This window comes from Bacillus sp. JJ722, assembly GCF_036963345.1.
Classification (GTDB): Bacteria; Bacillota; Bacilli; order Bacillales; family DSM-1321; genus Bacillus_AD.
Window position 1 is genome coordinate 1 of the sequence record NZ_JBALMO010000128.1, and the last position, 19,398, is coordinate 19,398.

At 36.3% G+C, this 19,398-nt stretch carries 18 protein-coding genes and 2 pseudogenes; 10 read left to right on the top strand and 10 right to left on the bottom strand.

The genetic code is table 11. The features are described 5' to 3' along the window. Positions 1 to 274: 274 nt before the first annotated feature. Together V7014_RS15985 and V7014_RS15990 are read left to right on the top strand one after the other, a co-directional pair. On the top strand, positions 275 to 436 hold the full coding sequence (locus V7014_RS15985) for a hypothetical protein (protein ID WP_335508431.1): 162 nt from the start codon (positions 275 to 277) through the stop codon (positions 434 to 436). 535 nt (positions 437 to 971) lie between these two features. Next, positions 972 to 1,421, top strand: a complete 450-nt coding sequence (locus V7014_RS15990; RefSeq protein ID WP_335508445.1) for a tyrosine-type recombinase/integrase — start codon at positions 972 to 974, stop codon at positions 1,419 to 1,421. 409 nt (positions 1,422 to 1,830) lie between these two features. Here V7014_RS15990 and V7014_RS15995 read toward each other — a convergent pair whose 3' ends face one another. Then, positions 1,831 to 2,334, bottom strand: a complete 504-nt coding sequence (locus V7014_RS15995) for a hypothetical protein (protein WP_335508432.1) — start codon at positions 2,332 to 2,334, stop codon at positions 1,831 to 1,833. 695 nt (positions 2,335 to 3,029) lie between these two features. After that, a complete protein-coding gene (locus V7014_RS16000; protein WP_335508433.1) occupies positions 3,030 to 4,085 on the bottom strand; it encodes an LLM class oxidoreductase in 1,056 nt (351 codons plus the stop codon). A 176-nt stretch (positions 4,086 to 4,261) separates the two neighbouring features. On the opposite strand from V7014_RS16000, the gene V7014_RS16005 reads away from it, so the two are divergent. Continuing rightward, the gene (locus V7014_RS16005) at positions 4,262 to 5,692 is read left to right on the top strand and encodes a PLP-dependent aminotransferase family protein (RefSeq protein ID WP_335508434.1); all 1,431 of its coding nucleotides are present in this window, start codon (positions 4,262 to 4,264) and stop codon (positions 5,690 to 5,692) included. Positions 5,693 to 6,119: 427 nt separating this feature from the next. Continuing rightward, a pseudogene (locus V7014_RS27295) lies at positions 6,120 to 6,191 on the top strand (IS3 family transposase); the annotation flags it as partial. Between the two features lie 272 nt (positions 6,192 to 6,463). Here the strand turns inward: V7014_RS27295 and V7014_RS16010 are convergent. Beyond that, the gene (locus tag V7014_RS16010) at positions 6,464 to 6,904 is read right to left on the bottom strand and encodes a GNAT family N-acetyltransferase (RefSeq protein WP_335508435.1); all 441 of its coding nucleotides are present in this window, start codon (positions 6,902 to 6,904) and stop codon (positions 6,464 to 6,466) included. Between the two features lie 509 nt (positions 6,905 to 7,413). Then, a complete protein-coding gene (locus V7014_RS16015) occupies positions 7,414 to 7,614 on the bottom strand; it encodes a LysR family transcriptional regulator (RefSeq protein ID WP_335508436.1) in 201 nt (66 codons plus the stop codon). A 125-nt stretch (positions 7,615 to 7,739) separates the two neighbouring features. Between V7014_RS16015 and V7014_RS27300 the strand changes: the two genes are divergently transcribed. After that, on the top strand, positions 7,740 to 7,973 hold the full coding sequence (locus V7014_RS27300) for a DUF2332 family protein (protein WP_438824928.1): 234 nt from the start codon (positions 7,740 to 7,742) through the stop codon (positions 7,971 to 7,973). A 41-nt stretch (positions 7,974 to 8,014) separates the two neighbouring features. Beyond that, positions 8,015 to 8,677 (top strand): DUF2332 domain-containing protein, encoded by a 663-nt coding sequence (locus V7014_RS16020; protein ID WP_335508446.1) that lies wholly within the window; start codon positions 8,015 to 8,017, stop codon positions 8,675 to 8,677. A 273-nt stretch (positions 8,678 to 8,950) separates the two neighbouring features. Here V7014_RS16020 and lsrB read toward each other — a convergent pair. The 4 genes and pseudogenes from lsrB to V7014_RS16040 all read right to left on the bottom strand — a co-directional run. Continuing rightward, positions 8,951 to 9,903, bottom strand: a pseudogene (lsrB, locus tag V7014_RS16025) (autoinducer 2 ABC transporter substrate-binding protein LsrB); the annotation flags it as partial. Positions 9,904 to 10,059: 156 nt separating this feature from the next. Then, on the bottom strand, positions 10,060 to 11,046 hold the full coding sequence (locus V7014_RS16030) for an ABC transporter permease (protein ID WP_335508447.1): 987 nt from the start codon (positions 11,044 to 11,046) through the stop codon (positions 10,060 to 10,062). Positions 11,047 to 11,057: 11 nt separating this feature from the next. Further along, positions 11,058 to 12,071, bottom strand: a complete 1,014-nt coding sequence (locus V7014_RS16035; protein ID WP_335508437.1) for an ABC transporter permease subunit — start codon at positions 12,069 to 12,071, stop codon at positions 11,058 to 11,060. Next, entirely contained in the window at positions 12,037 to 13,587 is a 1,551-nt protein-coding gene (locus V7014_RS16040) for a sugar ABC transporter ATP-binding protein (protein WP_335508438.1), read from the bottom strand. The genes V7014_RS16035 and V7014_RS16040 overlap by 35 nt, the downstream gene beginning before the upstream one ends. Before the next feature lie 245 nt (positions 13,588 to 13,832). Here V7014_RS16040 and V7014_RS16045 point away from each other — a divergent pair, with 245 nt between their 5' ends. Genes V7014_RS16045 through lsrF form a run of 4 tightly spaced genes read left to right on the top strand, consistent with a single transcriptional unit; the run spans position 13,833 to position 17,531 of the window. Continuing rightward, on the top strand, positions 13,833 to 14,774 hold the full coding sequence (locus V7014_RS16045) for a sugar-binding transcriptional regulator (protein ID WP_335508439.1): 942 nt from the start codon (positions 13,833 to 13,835) through the stop codon (positions 14,772 to 14,774). Between the two features lie 4 nt (positions 14,775 to 14,778). Then, positions 14,779 to 16,338 (top strand): autoinducer-2 kinase, encoded by a 1,560-nt coding sequence (lsrK, locus tag V7014_RS16050; protein ID WP_335508440.1) that lies wholly within the window; start codon positions 14,779 to 14,781, stop codon positions 16,336 to 16,338. A gap of 31 nt (positions 16,339 to 16,369) precedes the next feature. After that, on the top strand, positions 16,370 to 16,738 hold the full coding sequence (locus tag V7014_RS16055; RefSeq protein ID WP_335508441.1) for a cupin domain-containing protein: 369 nt from the start codon (positions 16,370 to 16,372) through the stop codon (positions 16,736 to 16,738). Position 16,739: 1 nt separating this feature from the next. Continuing rightward, complete coding sequence (gene lsrF, locus V7014_RS16060) at positions 16,740 to 17,531, top strand: 3-hydroxy-5-phosphonooxypentane-2,4-dione thiolase (protein WP_335508442.1); 792 nt, start codon at positions 16,740 to 16,742, stop codon at positions 17,529 to 17,531. A gap of 110 nt (positions 17,532 to 17,641) precedes the next feature. Here lsrF and V7014_RS16065 read toward each other — a convergent pair whose 3' ends face one another. After that, complete coding sequence (locus tag V7014_RS16065; RefSeq protein WP_335508443.1) at positions 17,642 to 18,274, bottom strand: type 1 glutamine amidotransferase family protein; 633 nt, start codon at positions 18,272 to 18,274, stop codon at positions 17,642 to 17,644. A 75-nt stretch (positions 18,275 to 18,349) separates the two neighbouring features. Further along, complete coding sequence (locus tag V7014_RS16070) at positions 18,350 to 19,312, bottom strand: helix-turn-helix transcriptional regulator (RefSeq protein ID WP_335508444.1); 963 nt, start codon at positions 19,310 to 19,312, stop codon at positions 18,350 to 18,352. Positions 19,313 to 19,398 lie beyond the last annotated feature (86 nt).

The following is a 19,398-nucleotide window of genomic DNA, read 5'->3' on the forward strand; positions in this document are numbered from 1 at the left end:
TATTTATACAATGAACTTTATATTTATAATAATCAATTTAAAGTATATTATTTATTATAATTTTAAAATATATACTTTAAAACTAATATAAACAAAGGGAACATTTTTTATACAAATCATAACTCGTAATTTTAAATGTGTTTTCTATAATAGTAATTAACTAGTTATTTTTGTTAATTTTAGAATTACACATCCAAGTCTTATAATAGATAACTAAATATAAAAGAATCTCATGTGCTTTTTAAAAAATATAATGGTATAAGGAAGTGAAGGAATGAAGGAATTAATTCAACAATCTTCACAGTTTACTTTGGATGTTATAAAAGTACAATTGCAAGACAGTGATGTGTCAAGTTTGCAAATGCAGTTAGATGAGGCTGAAAAAAATCGTAAAAAGTCTTTTCACGATTTCTCAGATATTGATATGCTTCAGTAGTTTTTACATAAGAGAGAACATTTAAATAAGGAACATGATAAATCAACTCGAACATTAAAGGAGTACGAAAGAGAATTATTAATGTTTATTCAGCAGCTAATCCAATACTCTCTGGAAATTGAAATAGATATAACACATATAGTTGGAGGTTCTTTATTTAAATCTATTGAAAAAAGAAAAGGCATATAAGAAGGTATCAGGAATAGCTGGCCAATAAGAGTCCGTATGTACAAAAGAATGGTAGTTATTCCCCTGCTACGGTATCAAGAAAAACCATTATCATTAAAAACTTTTTGAAATCCTTAATATGAGAGTCAATACATAAGCCTATTCATGAAGGTTTATATGTAGCACTTGTACGAAAAGATGATCGTCCAAATAGAGACCCTGGGCCAAAAGAAGTGGTTCAACTACTTGATTACTTTAGTAAGAAAAACCACATAATTGCTTTTGGTTTAATACACGTATTAACAACAACGGGTATTCGTACGAAGAACTTTGTAAACTTAAAGTAAAGGACTTAATTTATGATTCTATAACAGGTGATTATTATCTGGATGTAGTCGGTAAAGGGAATAAAAAAAGACAAGTTCCTATAAAAGAAAAAGTACTGCAAAGCATTGATCAATATCGATTGGCTAGAAGGTTACATATTACTGCCGCTTCTCAATCAGAAGAATATCTTTTTACAACTAACACATTAAAACCATTTTCACCTTCATATTTGTCTCAATATCTCACTAAGGTAATAGAGGAAAGCAATTTGCCTTTTCTAAAGCATCGATCATCCAAAATAGGACCCCATACATTTCGACATAGTCATGCTATTATTTCATATTTAAGTAAAGCGGACTTATTTCAAATAAGTCGTTCTCTTGGTCTTGAAAAAATAGAGACAACTACGATATATTTACAAAAGGTGATGGAAAGGGAACAACATGAAATTCACACTTGGGATACGAGTGTATTAGGTAAATATATATAATAGAAGAAAAGCGGAATTAAATAAAAACAGCTACTTTATAAATTAAAAACATAAAGTAGCTATTTTTATTTAATGAATTTGTTGTTAATCTTATTAGAAATTCACTTCAATTGGCATACTCTTCAAAGCTCTTGGTTTTGCATAGTCTTTATGTATGTTCGACGATAAATCACATGTGCATTCGTAGTGTGTCCTTAGTAAGAAAAAATGATAAATGAAAAGGCGAGCTCCAAAACGAGAGCCAGAAAAAAAACACATTTAGGTAATTATTCTTTCTCTAAATATAAGAGAGGCTAATTTTGTATACAAAATTAGCCTCTCTTTTTTCTCTGTATTTAATTTATTTCATACAGTTAGTTCATGATTCGTTTCATACTCATTTTGTACATGGAAATTAATACCTATTGTTCTATAAAAAAACACTTCCAAACAACTTGTCACTGATATAAGCATCTAATGCCCACATACCCTTTTTAGTAAATTCCATAGTTGTTGGGGCATGGTTATTAGCTCCATTGAGTGAACCACCTAATGGAGTTTCTTTTACTAACTCTATTTTTTCAGAAGTGTCTTGATGAAATGCTTTAACAGATAGTGTGCCATTAAACATTTCATCACCTCCCCAGAAATACCAGATATGTTTTTGAGGCTTGTTTACATAAAATTTTTCATCTTCATCAAATGTAACGCCTAAAAGATTAGGTGTTACAATGAGCATCGTGTTGCCATTTGTAAAGTGTTCGCTTTCTTTCCAATCCCGACCTACGGAGAAATAAGCCTTACCCTCACTTATTTTTTCAGGAAGTCCTGAAGAGAATTCAGTCTCATTCTGAGACTGTTCAGTTTCTTTTGGTTTAGTCTCTTCAGTTTCATTTTTTGCAGAACATCCTACTAAAGCTAAAAGAAGCGTCATCAAAATAAGGAAGAGAACTTTAAATGTAAATCACCATCCTCTATTTGTATTTTACATAAAATAACAATAGAACTAATAACTAATAAATTCTACATTAATGATTAAAAATCCTTCTTCCGCTATCCTGCACCGTTAATTTAAGTACATTCTTTCACAATTTCAATAGAGTATAGCTTACTGATACATAATTAAATTGGCTTTAAACAAGCCTTCATGATGTCTCATAAAACTTGTATTAAAATGTTTAGCGTTGTAAATCCACATTTTCCTGACTCTACTCCTTTTTGACATTAAAATACCCCTTTAGACAATCATATCTAAAGGGGGAAAACGTCGCATCTTTTTTGTAAACATCGTGACTTTATTTCAAAAGCACAACAGCTGTTGATTTGAAATAAATTTCGATCAGAAATAGGCTATAAACGATAATTTATCAACACTTTTAAGTATGTAGTTTTTAAAAAAATTTGATCAAAACTTTAGATTAACTATATTTCAAAACACATATTTCAAAATAAAGTTTGACTAAAAATATCATTTGAAGGCTTATTGAGCTGTAAAAAAAGGAACCCATTTTGAACAAAGATTGATTAAATTCCTTCTGTTTCTTGTAAACCTAGATCGTTACCAATCGTTTAGAACGGAGTAAACGAGTGTTTTCCAGAAAAAATTATTTAAGGTTTATTTATATAACGTTACCATTTAGTGTGTAACGGATTAGGGCCGTCATGCGATGGGAAGAGCGGCAGTACTTCCTCGGCCAACTCTTGTATTACTTCGGCAGGAGGGCGACTGGAAAATTGAATGCCGAGCGCAGCATGGTTAACGCCAACTGCTTGCCATTCTTTTAAAAGTTGAATCAAACCTTTGCGACCAGTACGCAAAATATACCCGCCGCGGAGCGGTGTTCTCGGATAATCGGCATCTTCCACAAGATCAATCCATTCGTTGGTCATATGTGGCTTGAATATCCCGCCTGGTATTTTTTCACGCCAGGCATTTATCTTTGCCGAGAGCCTCTGAGAGCCAGACAAATCTGCTGTCGTTCCAGGATAAGTGAGCCAACCGTCGCTATGCTCCGCGATCCAGTCGAGGGATTGTCGGCTTGATCCTGTCACGATGAGCGGAATATCGCCAATTACAGGTTTAGGAAGCATTTCCACACCCTCAACTTGCCCAAGGGACGATAGAATCGATGGTTTTTGTAGTCGAATGAGATTGCGGAAAAACTCAACCGTTTCCCGAAATCGAACATCACGTTGGTTAGCGTCGATTCCGTAAGCCGAAAATTCTATGGCTCGGTCACCTGAAGCAATCCCAAGTACAAGACGGCCACCAGACAGCACATCAATGGATGACGCTGATTTAGCCAAATCTAGGGGATGACGTAGTGTGAAGATTGAACTGCCCGTTGCTAAAGATACATGCTTTGTCCTCGCAGCAAGATACGCCAAATAAACAAATGGATCGAAGACCTGCCCAGCATCTCCGAAACTAGGATCAAAAAGCGGCACATCCCGTACCCAAACTGTAGCGAAGTTCCTTTGATCGATCATTTCCACGATATCGGCTTGATCCTTTAAGTCGTCCATGTGACCTGTATAAAATTTAAGCGGTAGGAAAATACCAATCGTGAGTTTATTGGGAGCGAACATGCGGCGATAGCCTGGATGATCGGTGAATATTCCCGATGTCGAAGCTGACTGCTGTCTCTCACGAAGTGATTCATTATTATTTGATTTTGTTTCCAATTCATTCCCCTCCTAAATAATAGGTGATCCAATCACCTGATGTAGAGTCCATAATACCAGTTATAGTCGCGTATACGTCTGGTAGTGTTATAATTGTAATCGTCCACTGTCACCAATGATAGTGACAAATCTAATAATTATTATAGGGACAGATTAGATTATAAGGAGGGGCTTGCATGATCGATATGACGCTATTACTGGAGAGAAAGTCCGGAGAACCGTTATATTTTCAACTATATCAACACATCAAAAAAGATATTATAAGTGGCAAGCTGGCTGCTAATACACGATTGCCTTCCATCCGTGCGCTTTCAGCCCACCTCCATATTAGCCGCAATACGGTAGAATCGGCCTACCAAAAATTGATAGCTGAAGGCTATGTCCGAAGTAAGTCGAGGAGCGGTTTATATGTAATTGAATTGGAACTGGAGAAGTTGCCTGCGCCATATTCAAGGAGAAGGAAGCCGTTTGAAGCAAGACAAAAGGACATTGCTCCAGTTCAATATGATTTTCGATATGGCGATGTGGATGTCGCTCACTTCCCGCTTGCCACTTGGCGCAAACTAACGAATCAATGCTTACAACCGGAACAAGTAGAGTTGTTCTCTTATGGAGATTCTCAGGGGGAATCTGGGCTTCGTGTAGAAATTGCTAAATACCTGTATGATTCGAGAGGCGTAAATTGCTCGCCTGATCAAATTATTATTGGGGCAGGCATACAGAATCTGCTTAGTATGTTATCCGGGTTGATGGGAACTGCTAACAACAGCATTGCGATGGAAGAACCAGGATACGATGGGGTTCGGACTATTTTCCGACATAATGGATTCAGCATCCATCCCATCCCGCTGGATAACGATGGGCTTAACATAGGCAAGTTATATGAGAGTAAGTCTAGGATTGTCTATATTACCCCGTCTCACCAGTTTCCACTCGGAATGGTCATGCCGATATCCAAGAGAATTCAATTGCTGAAATGGGCGGTAGACCAAGATGGCATCATTATCGAGGATGATTATGATAGCGAGTTCAGGTATGTCGGCAAACCAATTCCTTCCCTTCAAGGCTTGGATACTAATCAACGCACTGTCTATCTAGGAACCTTCTCCAAATGCCTTCTTCCCTCTCTGCGCGTCGCTTATATGATACTGCCTCCTTCCTTACTGGAGCTTCATAAGAAGCAGGGCTACCGATTGTATGATCAAACAGTATCCTGGCTTCATCAGAAGACACTGGAGCTGTTCATGAGCAACGGGCATTGGGAAGCCCACATTCGTAAAATGCGGAATGTATATCATAGAAAACAATCCAAATTGATTGAGGTGATACGAGAGTTGATGGGTGATCAGGTTACGGTGATCGGACAGGATGCTGGGCTACACATTTTATTGCATGTACATAACGGTATGAATGAAATGGAGCTAATTAGAGCTGCAGCCCAAGAAGGAGTTAAGGTTTACGCAGTATCCCCCTTTTGGGTGAAACATAATCAGGATGAGGCGTCAATGGTGCAAATCGGCTTTGGTGGGTTAAGCAATGAAGATATCGTTTTGGGGATCCATTCACTCTACCGTGCTTGGTTTTATCCAGTCAATACCAGCCATTAATCTCATTGGTGGACACTTTCGGAATTAAGTAATATTGCTTTGTTTTTGAATACTTACTAAAAAGCATCTTGAAATACATATAGCCTTATTAGGGGTACTGCAGACAAAACACGGATATTAAACACTAAGACATTATTTAGAAATGAAAACCCTGATTTTTCTACGCTAAGCAGAAGAATCAGGGTTTCTATATAGCCTTATTGTTTAACAATTTCCCCACCTCCAAATAATGTCATCTTAAACTAAAGCTACCAGGCAAATCTACGTGAAAAAGAGGCTTACGAAGCCGAAGAAACGGAGCTTTCCGAAGACATTCAACGAATCTTTAAAGAAAGTCGAAACAACTATGGTAAACAGAATGCGCAAATAGTGCGCACTTTCATTCTCTTCAACAGTTCGCTCTTGAATTTGATTTTATGTTCATTGGTTTAACAACATCCGTATTCATGGAACATTGGGATATCAATCACCAGTAGAATTTAAGCAGCAATCCTTATAAAAGTTGTCCAGTTTAGTGTTGAAATTCAGAAAAAAAGAAGAAATATGGTAGTGAAGAAAATTCCTCTGATTAAAGTTTCACTTTACTTACTTTGCGGTCTATGAAATAAACCCTATCACCCCAGGGCTATGTTATATCATATTGTTGACTTTCAACGAAAAGAAAACCGCCCTGAAAGGCGGTAATTGAAGTATTGTATGAACCGAACAGACTGCTGTAATCCTAAAAAATCTGTTTTAATGGAGCGACGATTATTGTTGGTTTCTCATTGACTAGACAAACTTATACTTCGCAACCATTTCTCCCCAGGACGATATTCCCTCTTCCTTGAAACCTGATTTTCTATACAGCATTCTAGCTAGTTCATTGTCTGGTTTATATCCAATCATTATAATATCAGACCTATCACTGGCTTTCCTTATTTCGTCAATAACCAGTAAAATAGCATTGTAACCATGACCTTGACCTTGAAATCTTTCGTCGATCATAAATCGGTAAACCCAGTAATTTCCGTCATCTGGATCTAAACCAAACATTGTAAAACCAATCATTACGTCGTCATTGTAAATTGCTTTAGATAAAAATCTATCTAAAAACTGCTGTTCCGCAATTGAAAAAAGGTTAGAAACAATAAACGTTTTTTGCTCTGGTTTCGGTTTAAGTTGAGCACATTCTTCCCAATTACTTTTGTCGACTGCTTTTAGCGTAATCATTTTTGGATTCCTCCTATATGGGAAATCCGTATAGACTTCCCTATTTTTTAGCCCTCTCTAAAATCTTACCTGGATACATTTTCATATCACATCACTCCTTCCAAAAATCGTACAAATCTGGTCTGACATCCTTGACTTCAAATATTCTACAGTTTTTATCATATACAAATGCTTCAAAATTTGAGTACTATTTTCCATCAACTTAAGATTCATTTATATAAAAATTAAGGTTTTCTAAGTAGTTTGTCATTACCTTTAACAAATGTTTTATTGTCTTTTTTTAAAATGAACGACTTGTTTCATGATGTTTAATCCACCGAGCTAAAGCAGAAGTAGTGAGTTCATATTCATGAATTATATCTTTTAGTGGCTTACCATACAAATACAACTGCACCATTGAATTCTTGAATTCCTCTGTTAATTCTATTCTACTTGCTCTTAATTTTTCTGTCTAAATTAGTGTAGCCTACCAATAAATTCCCGTTCTTCTGGATATAGTTTAATATCTTTTAGTAAAGTTGAATGTAACAATCTTCAGTTAGTGTAACTCTCGAACTTTCTCGATGAAATAACTGTGTTTGTAACTCCGTTTCAAGTTGTTGAAGATGTACTGTAATACTTGGCTGAGAAATATACAATAGTTCAGCAGCCTCTCTAAAGTTTTGCGTTTTGGCAGCAATTATAAACGATTTTAACCACTTTATTTCCATTATCATTCCACCAATTAAAATTAGTAATTAACTCGATTAAAAATAATTAATTTTCTAAACAATAAATATATTCTATAATTTTCTTTAATCAAATACAAGGGGATGTTAATTATNNGAGTAAAAAAATGATTGAAGATGAACACCTAATGGAAATCGTACGTTGCATCCCATTATCTCAGCCAAAACCAAATCTTTTTTTCGCATCCATGCACTATTTAGTTTCAAGATCTAGTTCAACATTACGCAATTATTACCCGTCTTTAACTGATAATGCGCTTCCTATAGAGAATAGTTTCGATTCTTTTAAACAATTTGCGGTAGCACATAAAAAACAATTATACGATTTCAATCAAAGTTAGTTCAAACGAATGAAGTTAGAAGATCAGCTTAACTTTATCCCATATTTTTAAGTATCGCTAAGCAAACAAATAGGCCGCTTGCTTTAATTGAAATTGGTACAAGTTCAGGATTATTACTCTGTCGAGATAAGTACAACTATGAAATTCAGCAACAACAAGAAACTTTGAAGCTAGTAAATAAAATAGGTTCACTCTACATCGCTTCTGAAAATAAGGGAGAAAAATTGCCATACTTTAATCACAATCTTGAAATTACAAACAGAATTGGCATTGATTTAAATATTATTAATTTGGCAAAGAAGGAGGATTACGAATGGATGCTTGCACTTATTTGGCCCGAACATAGCTTGCGTCGTAGCCAATTTATACAAGCTAGTAACATATCAAAAGAAATTCCAAAAGAGCTCTATGAAGGAAATATGTTAGAGCTACTTCCTACGATTATTAAGCTAATTTCTCCTAAAGCTCAAATCGTGCTATTCCATACACATGTAGCAAATCAATTTCCGAAACACTTAAAAAGAGACTTTGAAAATTTGTTATATCAATTAAGCTATCATCGTTCACTCTATCACGTTTACAACAATATGTATGATACAAATATTCATCAAGATTTTATAAAAAATGGAGAAATAAAAGAAGGAAAAACGATGCCAGCTGCAGATGGGCATGGTAAATGGTTTATTTGGAAAAATGTTCAATGAAAAATCCACTTCAATTTTGAAGTGGATTTCTACGTATGCTTAATTCTAGAAAAGAGATTTAAAAAAGGAATTCAAGAGCAGGAAACGATAAAGTGAAACTTTAATCGGTGGGGGGTTTCTTCCATCCACCACCGATTATTAGTTGAACCAATCGGGTTCTTACTGGCGCTTCATCTCCCACTTNNNNGTTTGAACGGGATAAAATTAAACACAAAAAAAAGCACCAAAACAGGTGCTTTTTAAAATTCTCCTTATTGTCCTCCGCTTTCTCAACTAAAAATCATAATCATCAATATTATCCTTCGTGAAGACGACACGTTCTGGTAAGAGAATAATACCACTATCCTCTGCTGTATAATCATAGCCTTGAATCGTATTTGGTTCTATTTTCACTTTGCCGATATTCGGTACTTCAAATTCATCGCCCACTTTTAACTCTTTCCTTCAACAGTCATTAAGTAGGCCACATAGGCTGCAAGAGCTCCTTGTTTTTTTACATCCCAAAGTCCAAATTGTTTTACGGTCCCTCGTTTGACATAATCTCTCATTACATTCGGTGTAGAGAAACCTGTCACCACTACTTCGCCAGCTTTCTTTAAATTCTCTGCAGCTTGCGCCATTGCTGGTAGTGCTGTAGCGTCTGGTGCAATAACCGCATCGATATCAGCGTATGTCTTTAAAATGTTTTCTCCAACAGTCAATGATTTTTGTGCATCGTTCTCTCCGTATTGTGTCGTTACAATCTCCCAGCCTGGGTATTTTTCCACGATGATTTCTTTTGCCTTAGTCACCCATTGATTTTGATCTGTAACAGTAGGACTTGAATAGAAAAAGGCTACCTTACCTTTATCACCTATTTGATCAAAAGTCATTTGGATTAAGAGCTCCGCCAACTGCTGGGGTGTTCCTTGATTGATATAGAAAGAACGATCTTTTGGATTAACATCGGAGTCCCATGTCAATATCTTTACACCCCGGTCTTTCGCTCTCTTTAACGCTTGGCTAAGTCCATCAGCTGAAACAGATGATACCATTAATGCTTTATAACCTTGGTTAGTAAAATTATTAATGAATTGAACCTGCCCAGAAACTGAAGCTTCAGTTGGTCCATCATATTTCAACTCTACACCTAATGAATCTGCCATTTCCTTTGCACCCTGCCCACCGGATGTAAAAAAACCAACTCCCACCAACTTTGGAATAAAAGCTAGTTTGACATCTTTTTTAGATTTATTAGACGACTCTTCCTTTTTTGTACCATTCTCTTTCGGACTAGATGAACTAGATTGATTTCCACTGCATCCAAGCAGTGTCCCTACTATTAATAAGAAAACCACACAAATGGATAAAAATCTTTTCTTACTCATAACCATAGCCTCCCTTTATTTGTTAGCTAACGACTTACGGTTTCTGAACATCTGGGTAAACTTATACCAATTCGTATTTCTCAATAAAACAGCAAGAATTAGCAGTGATCCTATAACTACACTTGTTTGCTGACTAGACATACCTATCATTTGCAAACCATATTGCATCATCCCTATTACAATACTTGCAATTGCGGTACCTAATACACTTCCTTTACCTCCTAAAATACTTGTACCGCCTAATACCACGGCTGTAATGACGGGCAAGATTGCTTCTGATCCTAAATCTGAACGGGCAGAGCTGAAATATGAAGTTAATATGATGCCACTCATACTTCCTCCAATCCCTGATAAAATATAGGTGCTCATGATAATCCACTTCGTCCGTAAACCTGAATATTTGGCAGCTTTTATATTAATTCCAACTAAAAACACGCTACGACCGTAACGGGTCCAATGAAGTAGCCCACCAAAAAAGAGCATACAAATTCCAAGAAACCACACTGGATTCGGAATACCCAACCAATTTCCATTCGCTATCTCTACAAATGAATCAGGAAAACCACTGATGCCCTCATAGCCTGAAGCACTTGCACCACCCGATATAATAAGAGCAATTCCCGAAAATAAAAACATAGTTCCCAACGTAATAATTAAAGGCTGCACATCTGTAAGTGCTGCAAGTAATCCATTTAAAAGACCGGCAAACGCCGCAGCTACAACTGTGATAGTTATAGCGACATAAATATCCGTACCATTAATCCACAACACTCCTAATAGAATGGAAGAAAGCCCCATGACAGAACCGACAGAAACATCAATTCCTCCCGTTACAATGACAAAAGTCATAGGAATAGCCGCAATTGCGATATAAGCGTAATCATTCATACTGTATAAAAGATTATTTAGATTTATAAAGCCAGGAGATAATTGACTAAAGATCAGAATTTCAATCAATAAAAACAGGAATAATATGATTTCCCACTTCATAATCCACTTTATTTGCTTTCTCATTACTCATCCCTCCTTTCATGAACCGTTAAATCGAATTCGCTCTTTCCTTTAATACGCTTTGCCGATTTATCAGACAAATATTTTTGAAATTTAGAGTCGCCAACCACAATAAGAAGCAATAAAAAACCAGATATAGCATCATTCCAGTAGGCAGGAATTTTAAGATAAATGAGCGAGTTGTTAATTACTGTAAAAAAGATAGCACCTAAACTGGCTCCTACTACACTCCCTAGACCTCCTGTTAAACTAACACCTCCCAAAACGGCTGCTGCAATGACTTGCAGTTCAATTCCACTTCCGGTTTGATTGGGTACAAAGCCAATATTCATCACGAATATAAGCCCCGCAATGGAAGCAGAGAGCCCAGAGAAAATAAAGGCCAATATTTTCACTTGAAGTACAGGTAGCCCTACTGATTTAGCCCCCTCTTCATTGTCACCAACAGCGAAAAAATAACGACCGAATTTCATTTTGGTGAGAAACAGATGTGACACCAATAAAATACTGAGTGTTACCCAGATAGGGATAGTAATTCCTAAAATTTCCATACTTGCGTACTTCTTATAAAAGTTCGGAATATCTTCAATCCACATACCTTCCGTATAAATCAGCATTACTCCCCGAAGGATACCTAATGTTCCCAAAGTCATGATAATAGATGGTATTCTAAAAATAGATACACCTATCCCATTCACACAGCCTGCGATTATACCGACCAACAAAACAATCAGGACAGTCAACCAAATATGCATGCCACTTGTCAAAAGCATCCCGCACACAGCCGCGGATAACCCCATAATAGATCCAACAGAAACATCAATGTTCGATGTGAATAAAACAAAGGACTGACCTATAGCCATAACCAACAATATCGTACTTGCTTTAACCATCAATGAAAGCGTACCACCAGCTATAAACTCACTATTAATCAATCCAACCAAGATAAAGAACAATATCATAAGTAGAATGATTGATAATTCACGTGTCTTTAGAAGTCGGGTGAAGAACGTCATAAGTATCCCCCCCTTTTTTCACTCCATAAGCTAACGACGTAATATGTTCAAGTGTCACTTCGCTCTTTTGGAGAAAATTTACGATCCTTCCTTCATGCATAACTATTACTTGATCGCTCAATTTTTTGATTTCTTCCATATCTGAAGAAATCAAAAGGACAGCTAAGCCTTCCTTTTTTAACTTTTGAATTATGCTGTAAATGTCTTTACGCGCACTTACATCAATCCCTCGTGTAGGTTCATCCAAAATGATGAGCTTTGGCGAGGTAGCCAAAAATTTAGAAAGCACTACTTTTTGCTGGTTACCACCTGATAAGTCCTTCAGCTCTTGATGAATATTCATTGTCTTTACTTTCATCATAGAAATAGATTGCAAGGAAAGTTCTTTTTCGTGTTTAATTGGGAGGAATAAGCCTTTTAGCTTATGTAATATAGTAGAGGTAATATTATTTTTGATGGAAGCAATCGAAAAGATACCATGAGCATGACGATCTTCCGGAACATACACAAGTCCATTATGAATTCTTTCACGACTTGAAAGTGAATTTATTTCTTTATCATTTAATATGATTTTCCCTGATTCAATCATCGCAAGCCCCGCAATAGCTTCTCCTAATTCTGTTCTTCCAGCGCCTACAACACCAGCAATTCCAAGTACCTCTTCCGGGTAGATATCAAAGGAAATATCTTCAAAATACCTGTTACATAACCCAGTAACACGAAGCGTGGGTTTTTTCACTACATTACTCGACACCAAAGTTTCATTATGATCATACAAATTCGACTCTTTTGAAGCAGTTAGAGCGTGTTCAGGCACTAACCCCTCAACCAATTTCTCATACGTAAACTGCGATACCGGACCTGATGCTGAGATCCTTCCATCCCGTAATAAAGATACTGAATCCGCCAAAATGAAAATTTCTGAAAAACGATGTGTAATGTAAAAAACACCTATATCTTCAAACGTGAGCTGTTTAATCACCGTAAATAATGATTCGATCTCACCAAAGGTTAACGCAGAAGTGGGCTCATCTAATATCAAAATGTCTGCTTCTCTAACCAGCCCTCTAATAATTTCAACAAGCTGTTGTTCGGCTATGGATAAAGAAGTAGCTTTTCTCTGTAAGTCGAGGTTCCATCCTAACTTGCTTAAAATACGATATATTTTCTTTCGTAATTCCAATCTTGAACCAGGCAAACCCATACTAATATTTTCCTCAACACTCATATGTGGAAAAATGAGAGGTTCTTGCGGAACTAGATAAATACCTTGCCTATGCGCATCATGTGTATTTCGTAATGCTACTTGCTTACTGTTAATGTGAATTACACCACGATCCGCCCTATATAATCCAGTAATGATTTTCATTAGCGTCGATTTTCCGGCTCCATTCCCTCCAACAAGAGCATGAATTTCACCTCTTTGAAGGGTCAGATTAATATCATCTAACACCACATTTCCAGAAAATTCTTTATGCAAATTTTGAATTTCAAGTAAATAGTCAACTTTACTCATTATTTAACCACCCTACCATTAAGTCTAATGAATAAAAGCGCTTACAACAAATGGTGATGAAGCAATCATTTGTTTGATACATGATTTTATGTTCAAATAGTCAAATTATGTATATTCCATAAAATGTTATTCTATCACTAATAACTTACATAATTTGGTTGATTTCATAAAAAACAGATGATATACTCTCTTTACATTGCAACAAAAAATCAATCATTAAACAAAAGTTGAAAGGTAGATATACAATGGACAATGATATCTATACAGAAAATATATTAGTGAAAGTGGCCTGGTACTACTATAAAGAAAATCTAACACAACATGAAATAGCCGTTATGCTGGGGGTATCCAGAAATAAAGTTGTCCGCCTTCTTGATAAGGCACGCGCAGATGGTATTGTTCAATTTCAAATAAAAGGAAAAAGTAGTAATTGCCTTGAAATTGAACAGGATTTAAAGAAAAAATACAATCTTCCTAATGCATTTGTTATACCTACTCCTGTAAATCCTTCCGATTTAAGTCATTCATTAGCTAAAGCAACTGCCCAATACATACAAAGCAAAATAGAAAAACACGATCTCTTAGGTTTCGGCTGGGGAAAAGCTGTTTCTGATACCATTGATTGTCTCTCTATTGACAGTGATTATGATTTATCAATGGTTACCCTAACAGGAGGAGTCAATTATTACTTACCGAACAGCAACGTCGGTAGTAGTGGTATAGGCAAGTTTCAAAAAATGCATATCATTCCAACCCCTTTTTTAGCATCAACCGAAGAAATGGCTAGTAAATTTCTAAATGAGCCTTCTGTAAAAGAAATTTTAGATCTCTCCAAACTAACTAGGTATATGGTTGTTGGAATTGGGGGTATTTCCACAGAAGCTACCATCATCGTTGAGGAAAAGCTCACCATCCACGAACTCACTCATATTAAACAGCAAAATGCAGTCGGTGATATATTAGGTCAATTTTTCAACAAAGATGGGGAAGTTCTCAACTTGCCTCATCATTATCGATTAATCGGTACAAGACTTTCCCTGCTAAAAGAATTAAATAATGTCATTGCCGTAGCTGGTGGAGCAAATAAAGTCATAGCCATATTTGGAGCACTGAAAGGAAAATATGTTCAAACGCTAGTTACGGATGAAACAACTGCGCAATCTTTACTTGAAATGGAGGTTGACTAAGAAAATGTCTTATATTTTGGCATTTGATGCAGGAACGGGTAGTGTTCGGGCTGTTCTTTTTGATACTAAAGGTGTTCAAGTAGCTGTTTCCCAAACAGAATGGGACCACTTAGCTGAAGAAAAGCATCCCGGTTCAATGAACTTCGACTATGTACGCAATTGGCAACTGATTATAGACTGTATACATCATCTTTTACTAAATACACGTATTGATCCAAAGGATATTAAAGCGATTAGTGCAACCAGTATGCGCGAAGGATTTGTTCTGTACGATCATGATGGGAATGAAATATGGGCTTGCGCAAATGTGGATGCCAGAGCTACGGAAGAAGTCAAATATTTAAAATCGCTTGATTCTGAGCTAGAGACAAAGATTTATCACCTTTCTGGTCAGACATTTGCTTTAGGCGCTCTCCCTCGTTTACTTTGGCTTAAAAACCATAAACAAGAAATATACAACAAGGCTACCACACTCACCATGATTAATGATTGGATCTTATATAAACTGTCTGGTAAGCTTCATGTGGATCCATCAAATGGTTGCACAACAGGTATATTTGATTTAAAAAGTAGAACATGGAATTCTGCCATAGCTACTTTGTGTGAAGTAAAAAATGACTTATTTCCCCCCGTTAAGGAAGCAGGAGAAATTCTTGGCTATGTGACAGATGAAATCGCCCAAATCACGGGTCTATCTACTCATACAATAGTCGTTTCCGGAGGTGGCGATGCTCAAATGGCGTCTATCGGTGTTGGGGCTATTCACGAGCATCAAACTGTTGTTTCAGGTGGATCATTTTGGCAACAAGAAGTCAATTTGAAAGAACCACTGATGGATACCGATGGGCATTTTAGAATCAACTGTCATACCATACCAAATCTTTGGCAAATTGAAACCATTGCCTTTAATCCTGGGCTTGCGATGAGATGGTTCCGTGATGCCTTCTGTCAGAACGAAAAAAAAGAAGCACTACAATCTGGAATAGATGTATATGAGATTCTCGAAGAACAAGCAAAAGATGTACCAATTGGTTCACATGGCATTATCCCTATCTTCTCTGATACAATGAATTATTTATCGTGGCGGCACGCTGCACCTTCCTTCATTAATCTTAGCTTAGATCCTCTAAAATCCGGAAAAAAAGAACTGTTCAAATCTCTTCAAGAAAATGCTGCTCTTATTACCCTCGGAAACTTTAAACTTATTCAAGAAAAGAATGGATTCTACCCTTCTGAAGTTATCTTTGTAGGAGGCGCATCTAAAGGAAAACTATGGAGTCAAACTTTAGCTGATGTTTTAGGTGTACCTGTAAAAATACCTGTTGTCAAGGAAGCTGCCGCACTTGGAACGGCTTTATACGCTGGTGTAGGTGCAGGGCTATTTCATAGTATTCACGATGCTGTTCAAAACATTATCAAATGGGATCGAGTCCATATTCCTGATATGGATCATCATAAGCAATATCAAACTATTTATAATCAATGGAAGCAAATATATACAGAACAATTGAAACTGGCCGATGCAGGATTAACAACACATATGTGGAAATCTCCTGGTCTTTAAATCTATGCTTCTTTTGAAAGGGGATATGAAAATGAAAAAGGTCAATGAAAGTGATTTTGAATATCGATTTGGAGACAATGGACCGAAATATTTAACGAAAGGACCCAATGTAGATATAGGAGTGGTGCTATTAAAACCAGGGCAAGATTTCGCAAATCATTATCACACTTCCTGCGAAGAAGCGTTTTATATCCTCGAAGGAAACATAGATTTCTATATTAATAATCAACGTCACGCCGTAAAACCGGGCGATATGATTCAATGTAGTCCAGGTGATTCTCATTATCTCATTAATACATCTAGCGCAAATTTCAAAGCTGTTTTTATTAAATCACCACATATTGGTATCAATGATTCCGTTGTTATTGACAAACCATCACTAATTGAAGGAGTGGAGTAATATGAGTTGGGGTATGAAAAATCGTTTAAACAAGATCCTTCCCAATGGAAGAGCTGTTATGCTGGCCATTGACCATGGTTATTTCTTAGGACCAATTACGGGTTTAGAACAGCCTGAAGAAACTGTCAAAGAGCTCCTACCTTATACTGATTCTCTTTATTTAACACGGGGGGTTTTAGCCGCATCCATTCCAGAAACAATCGAAACACCGATGGTTCTGCGCGTTTCTGGGGGACCCACGGTTGTCGGTAAGGACTTGGCTAACGAAACACTCGTAACATCTGTAAAAGAAGCATTACGGCACAATGCGATTGGCGTAGGTGTGTCAGTCTTTATTGGTTCAGAATACGAAACCCAAACAGTGACGAATTTAGCTCATCTTGTTACAGAAGCACATGATTACGGCATACCAGTTCTTGGGATTACGGCTGTAGGAAAAGAATTAGAAAAAAGAGATGCTCGCTTCCTTTCCTTAGCCTCCCGCGTGGTAGCTGAAATGGGAGCTGATATCGTCAAGACATATTACTGTGATGACTTTGAGAAAGTAACTAGAACCTGTCCTGTGCCGATCGTCATTGCTGGCGGACCTAAATTTGATACCATCCAACAAGCACTAGAGATCACCTACAATGCTATCCAACAAGGAGCAGCCGGCGTCGATATGGGGCGCAACATCTGGCAATCCTCTCACCCAACAGCTATGATGAAATCAATACATGCTATTGTTAAAAGGCATTTCTCATTAAAGGAAGCCATAGAATTTTTTGAATCGGAAGCAAAGGAGAACAATTAAACGGATATACAAAATCGCCATTGTTCAAACAATGGCGATTTTGTGTTTATATAACTAAGAATACGGAACAATTTATATTCTCGAAATTTTTTATTAGGTTGTTTTTTGGCTCATCTATTTATTGAATTCATTAACTGAAAGAAGTATTCAGTTTTTTGAGTATTATTTAGATTATACCATGAATCCAATGTATCTGGTGCAAATACATCTAAGGTTTTCAGTACTTCCTTCGCAAATTCCAGAGGAGCTATTCCAGATGCAGTAACCAAATTCGCATCAGATACTGCAGGTCTCATTTCATGAAATTTTTCTCCTCTATAATTAGGACAGACCATTTTAATATACTCTAAGTTATTACTTGTATGCTTTCTAGAATCTAAGTAACCAACATTTGCCAGACCCGCAGTAGCACCGCAAATTGCAGCAACAATAGTGCCAAGCTTTAAAGCTTCGCCAATTTTTTTCAAGATAGGTTGATGAATATCTTCTCCCCAAGTATTCCCTCCAGGTAAAATTATAAGATCTTTACTCTTAAGAGTACAATCGACCAGGGAAATATCTGGTTTTATATTCAGTCCTCCCATTGTAGTAATAATTTCTTTAGTAGTCCCTACTGTAATTACTTTTAAAGGTGCTAAATCTTTTTTGAAATATCTTCCTGAATTTAATTCAGCAATTAAATATCCATATTCCCAGTCTGACATTGTATTAAATACATAAAGATAAACTTTTTTTGTTTGCATCCAATAACTCTCCAATCACAATTGATATAGCCTATTATAATAAAACTTCCCTGACAGCTAATGTCAGGGAAGTTTTTATACTTTATGAAATTGTATTAATTCCGACAGAATTTCAATAAGTCTTTTCTTAAGACTTTTTGGTTCAATAATTTGAATAGATTTACCGTACGGTATAAGTAAATAAGGTACATATGTATGTATTATATCTTTTTCAAGAAGGAATACCGCTTGATTTGAAGTCCGTTCCTGTAAATAACTCTCTAAAAACCAATGTTGGCAAACATCATTCAGCGTACTTTTATTTCCCTTAATAACTAAAGAAGTAATCCTTTCCTTATCTTCCGTAGTAGGAAGAAGGTTTTTCAAAAAAAAGTCACGTGCCGGAAAGTTTTCTGGCCGCTTAAACTTATTTCCAGTTAGCATTAGACTTTCAATTCGATCTACTCTAAAACTACGGATATCATTCCTAAGTTGACAAAATCCAATAACATACCACTTATTATTCCAATAAATAATTCTGTATGGATCAACCAATCTATACTTTGATTGCTCTAAGCCACTTTTATGGTATCGAATTTTTATAGAGTAACCGTCAGCTACGGCCTGCTCCAGATCCTTCAAGAAAGGTTCCATCGAGAAGGAACTTATTCGACTTATTACTTCAAGACTGGTTAAATGTTGGTTTATCTTTGTTCCCTGCTCTTTGTTTGAATAATTGCTTAGCTTTGAAATAGCCCTATTTAGTGCTTCTCCTCCATAATATCCGGCTTCTTCTGCAAAAACAGCAGCGTGAATTAGTGATGTTTGCTCCTCAAAATCAAAAAAAAGAGGAGCTTCAATAAAATTATTCAATAAAGTATATCCACCGTTATGTCCTGAGTCTGAAATTATAGGTACACCACTTGTCGAAAGTGTATCAATATAACGATACACAGTCCTTATATTCATCTCTAACTTTTCTGAAATTTGTTTTGCAGTAATTTTTTCACCTGAGCTAAGCATCCATAGTATTGCAAGTACATTGTCAATTTTAGGCATATAAAACTATCTCTATAATAAATTTATGATCTAACATATAAGATTTCCCCTTTTATTAATATTAAGTAAATTTTACTGTTTTAATC

What these genes read in the sequence shown, in the direction of transcription:
- V7014_RS15985 (WP_335508431.1), top strand. Translation starts at nt 275, where the DNA reads ATGAAGGAATTAATTCAACAATCTTCACAGTTTACTTTGGATGTTATA.
- V7014_RS15995 (WP_335508432.1), bottom strand. Translation starts at nt 2,334, where the DNA reads ATGACGCTTCTTTTAGCTTTAGTAGGATGTTCTGCAAAAAATGAAACT.
- V7014_RS16005 (WP_335508434.1), top strand. Translation starts at nt 4,262, where the DNA reads ATGATCGATATGACGCTATTACTGGAGAGAAAGTCCGGAGAACCGTTA.
- V7014_RS16010 (WP_335508435.1), bottom strand. Translation starts at nt 6,904, where the DNA reads ATGATTACGCTAAAAGCAGTCGACAAAAGTAATTGGGAAGAATGTGCT.
- V7014_RS16015 (WP_335508436.1), bottom strand. Translation starts at nt 7,614, where the DNA reads ATGGAAATAAAGTGGTTAAAATCGTTTATAATTGCTGCCAAAACGCAA.
- V7014_RS27300 (WP_438824928.1), top strand. Translation starts at nt 7,740, where the DNA reads ATGATTGAAGATGAACACCTAATGGAAATCGTACGTTGCATCCCATTA.
- V7014_RS16035 (WP_335508437.1), bottom strand. Translation starts at nt 12,071, where the DNA reads ATGACGTTCTTCACCCGACTTCTAAAGACACGTGAATTATCAATCATT.
- V7014_RS16040 (WP_335508438.1), bottom strand. Translation starts at nt 13,587, where the DNA reads ATGAGTAAAGTTGACTATTTACTTGAAATTCAAAATTTGCATAAAGAA.
- V7014_RS16045 (WP_335508439.1), top strand. Translation starts at nt 13,833, where the DNA reads ATGGACAATGATATCTATACAGAAAATATATTAGTGAAAGTGGCCTGG.
- lsrK (WP_335508440.1), top strand. Translation starts at nt 14,779, where the DNA reads ATGTCTTATATTTTGGCATTTGATGCAGGAACGGGTAGTGTTCGGGCT.
- V7014_RS16055 (WP_335508441.1), top strand. Translation starts at nt 16,370, where the DNA reads ATGAAAAAGGTCAATGAAAGTGATTTTGAATATCGATTTGGAGACAAT.
- lsrF (WP_335508442.1), top strand. Translation starts at nt 16,740, where the DNA reads ATGAGTTGGGGTATGAAAAATCGTTTAAACAAGATCCTTCCCAATGGA.
- V7014_RS16065 (WP_335508443.1), bottom strand. Translation starts at nt 18,274, where the DNA reads ATGCAAACAAAAAAAGTTTATCTTTATGTATTTAATACAATGTCAGAC.
- V7014_RS16070 (WP_335508444.1), bottom strand. Translation starts at nt 19,312, where the DNA reads ATGCCTAAAATTGACAATGTACTTGCAATACTATGGATGCTTAGCTCA.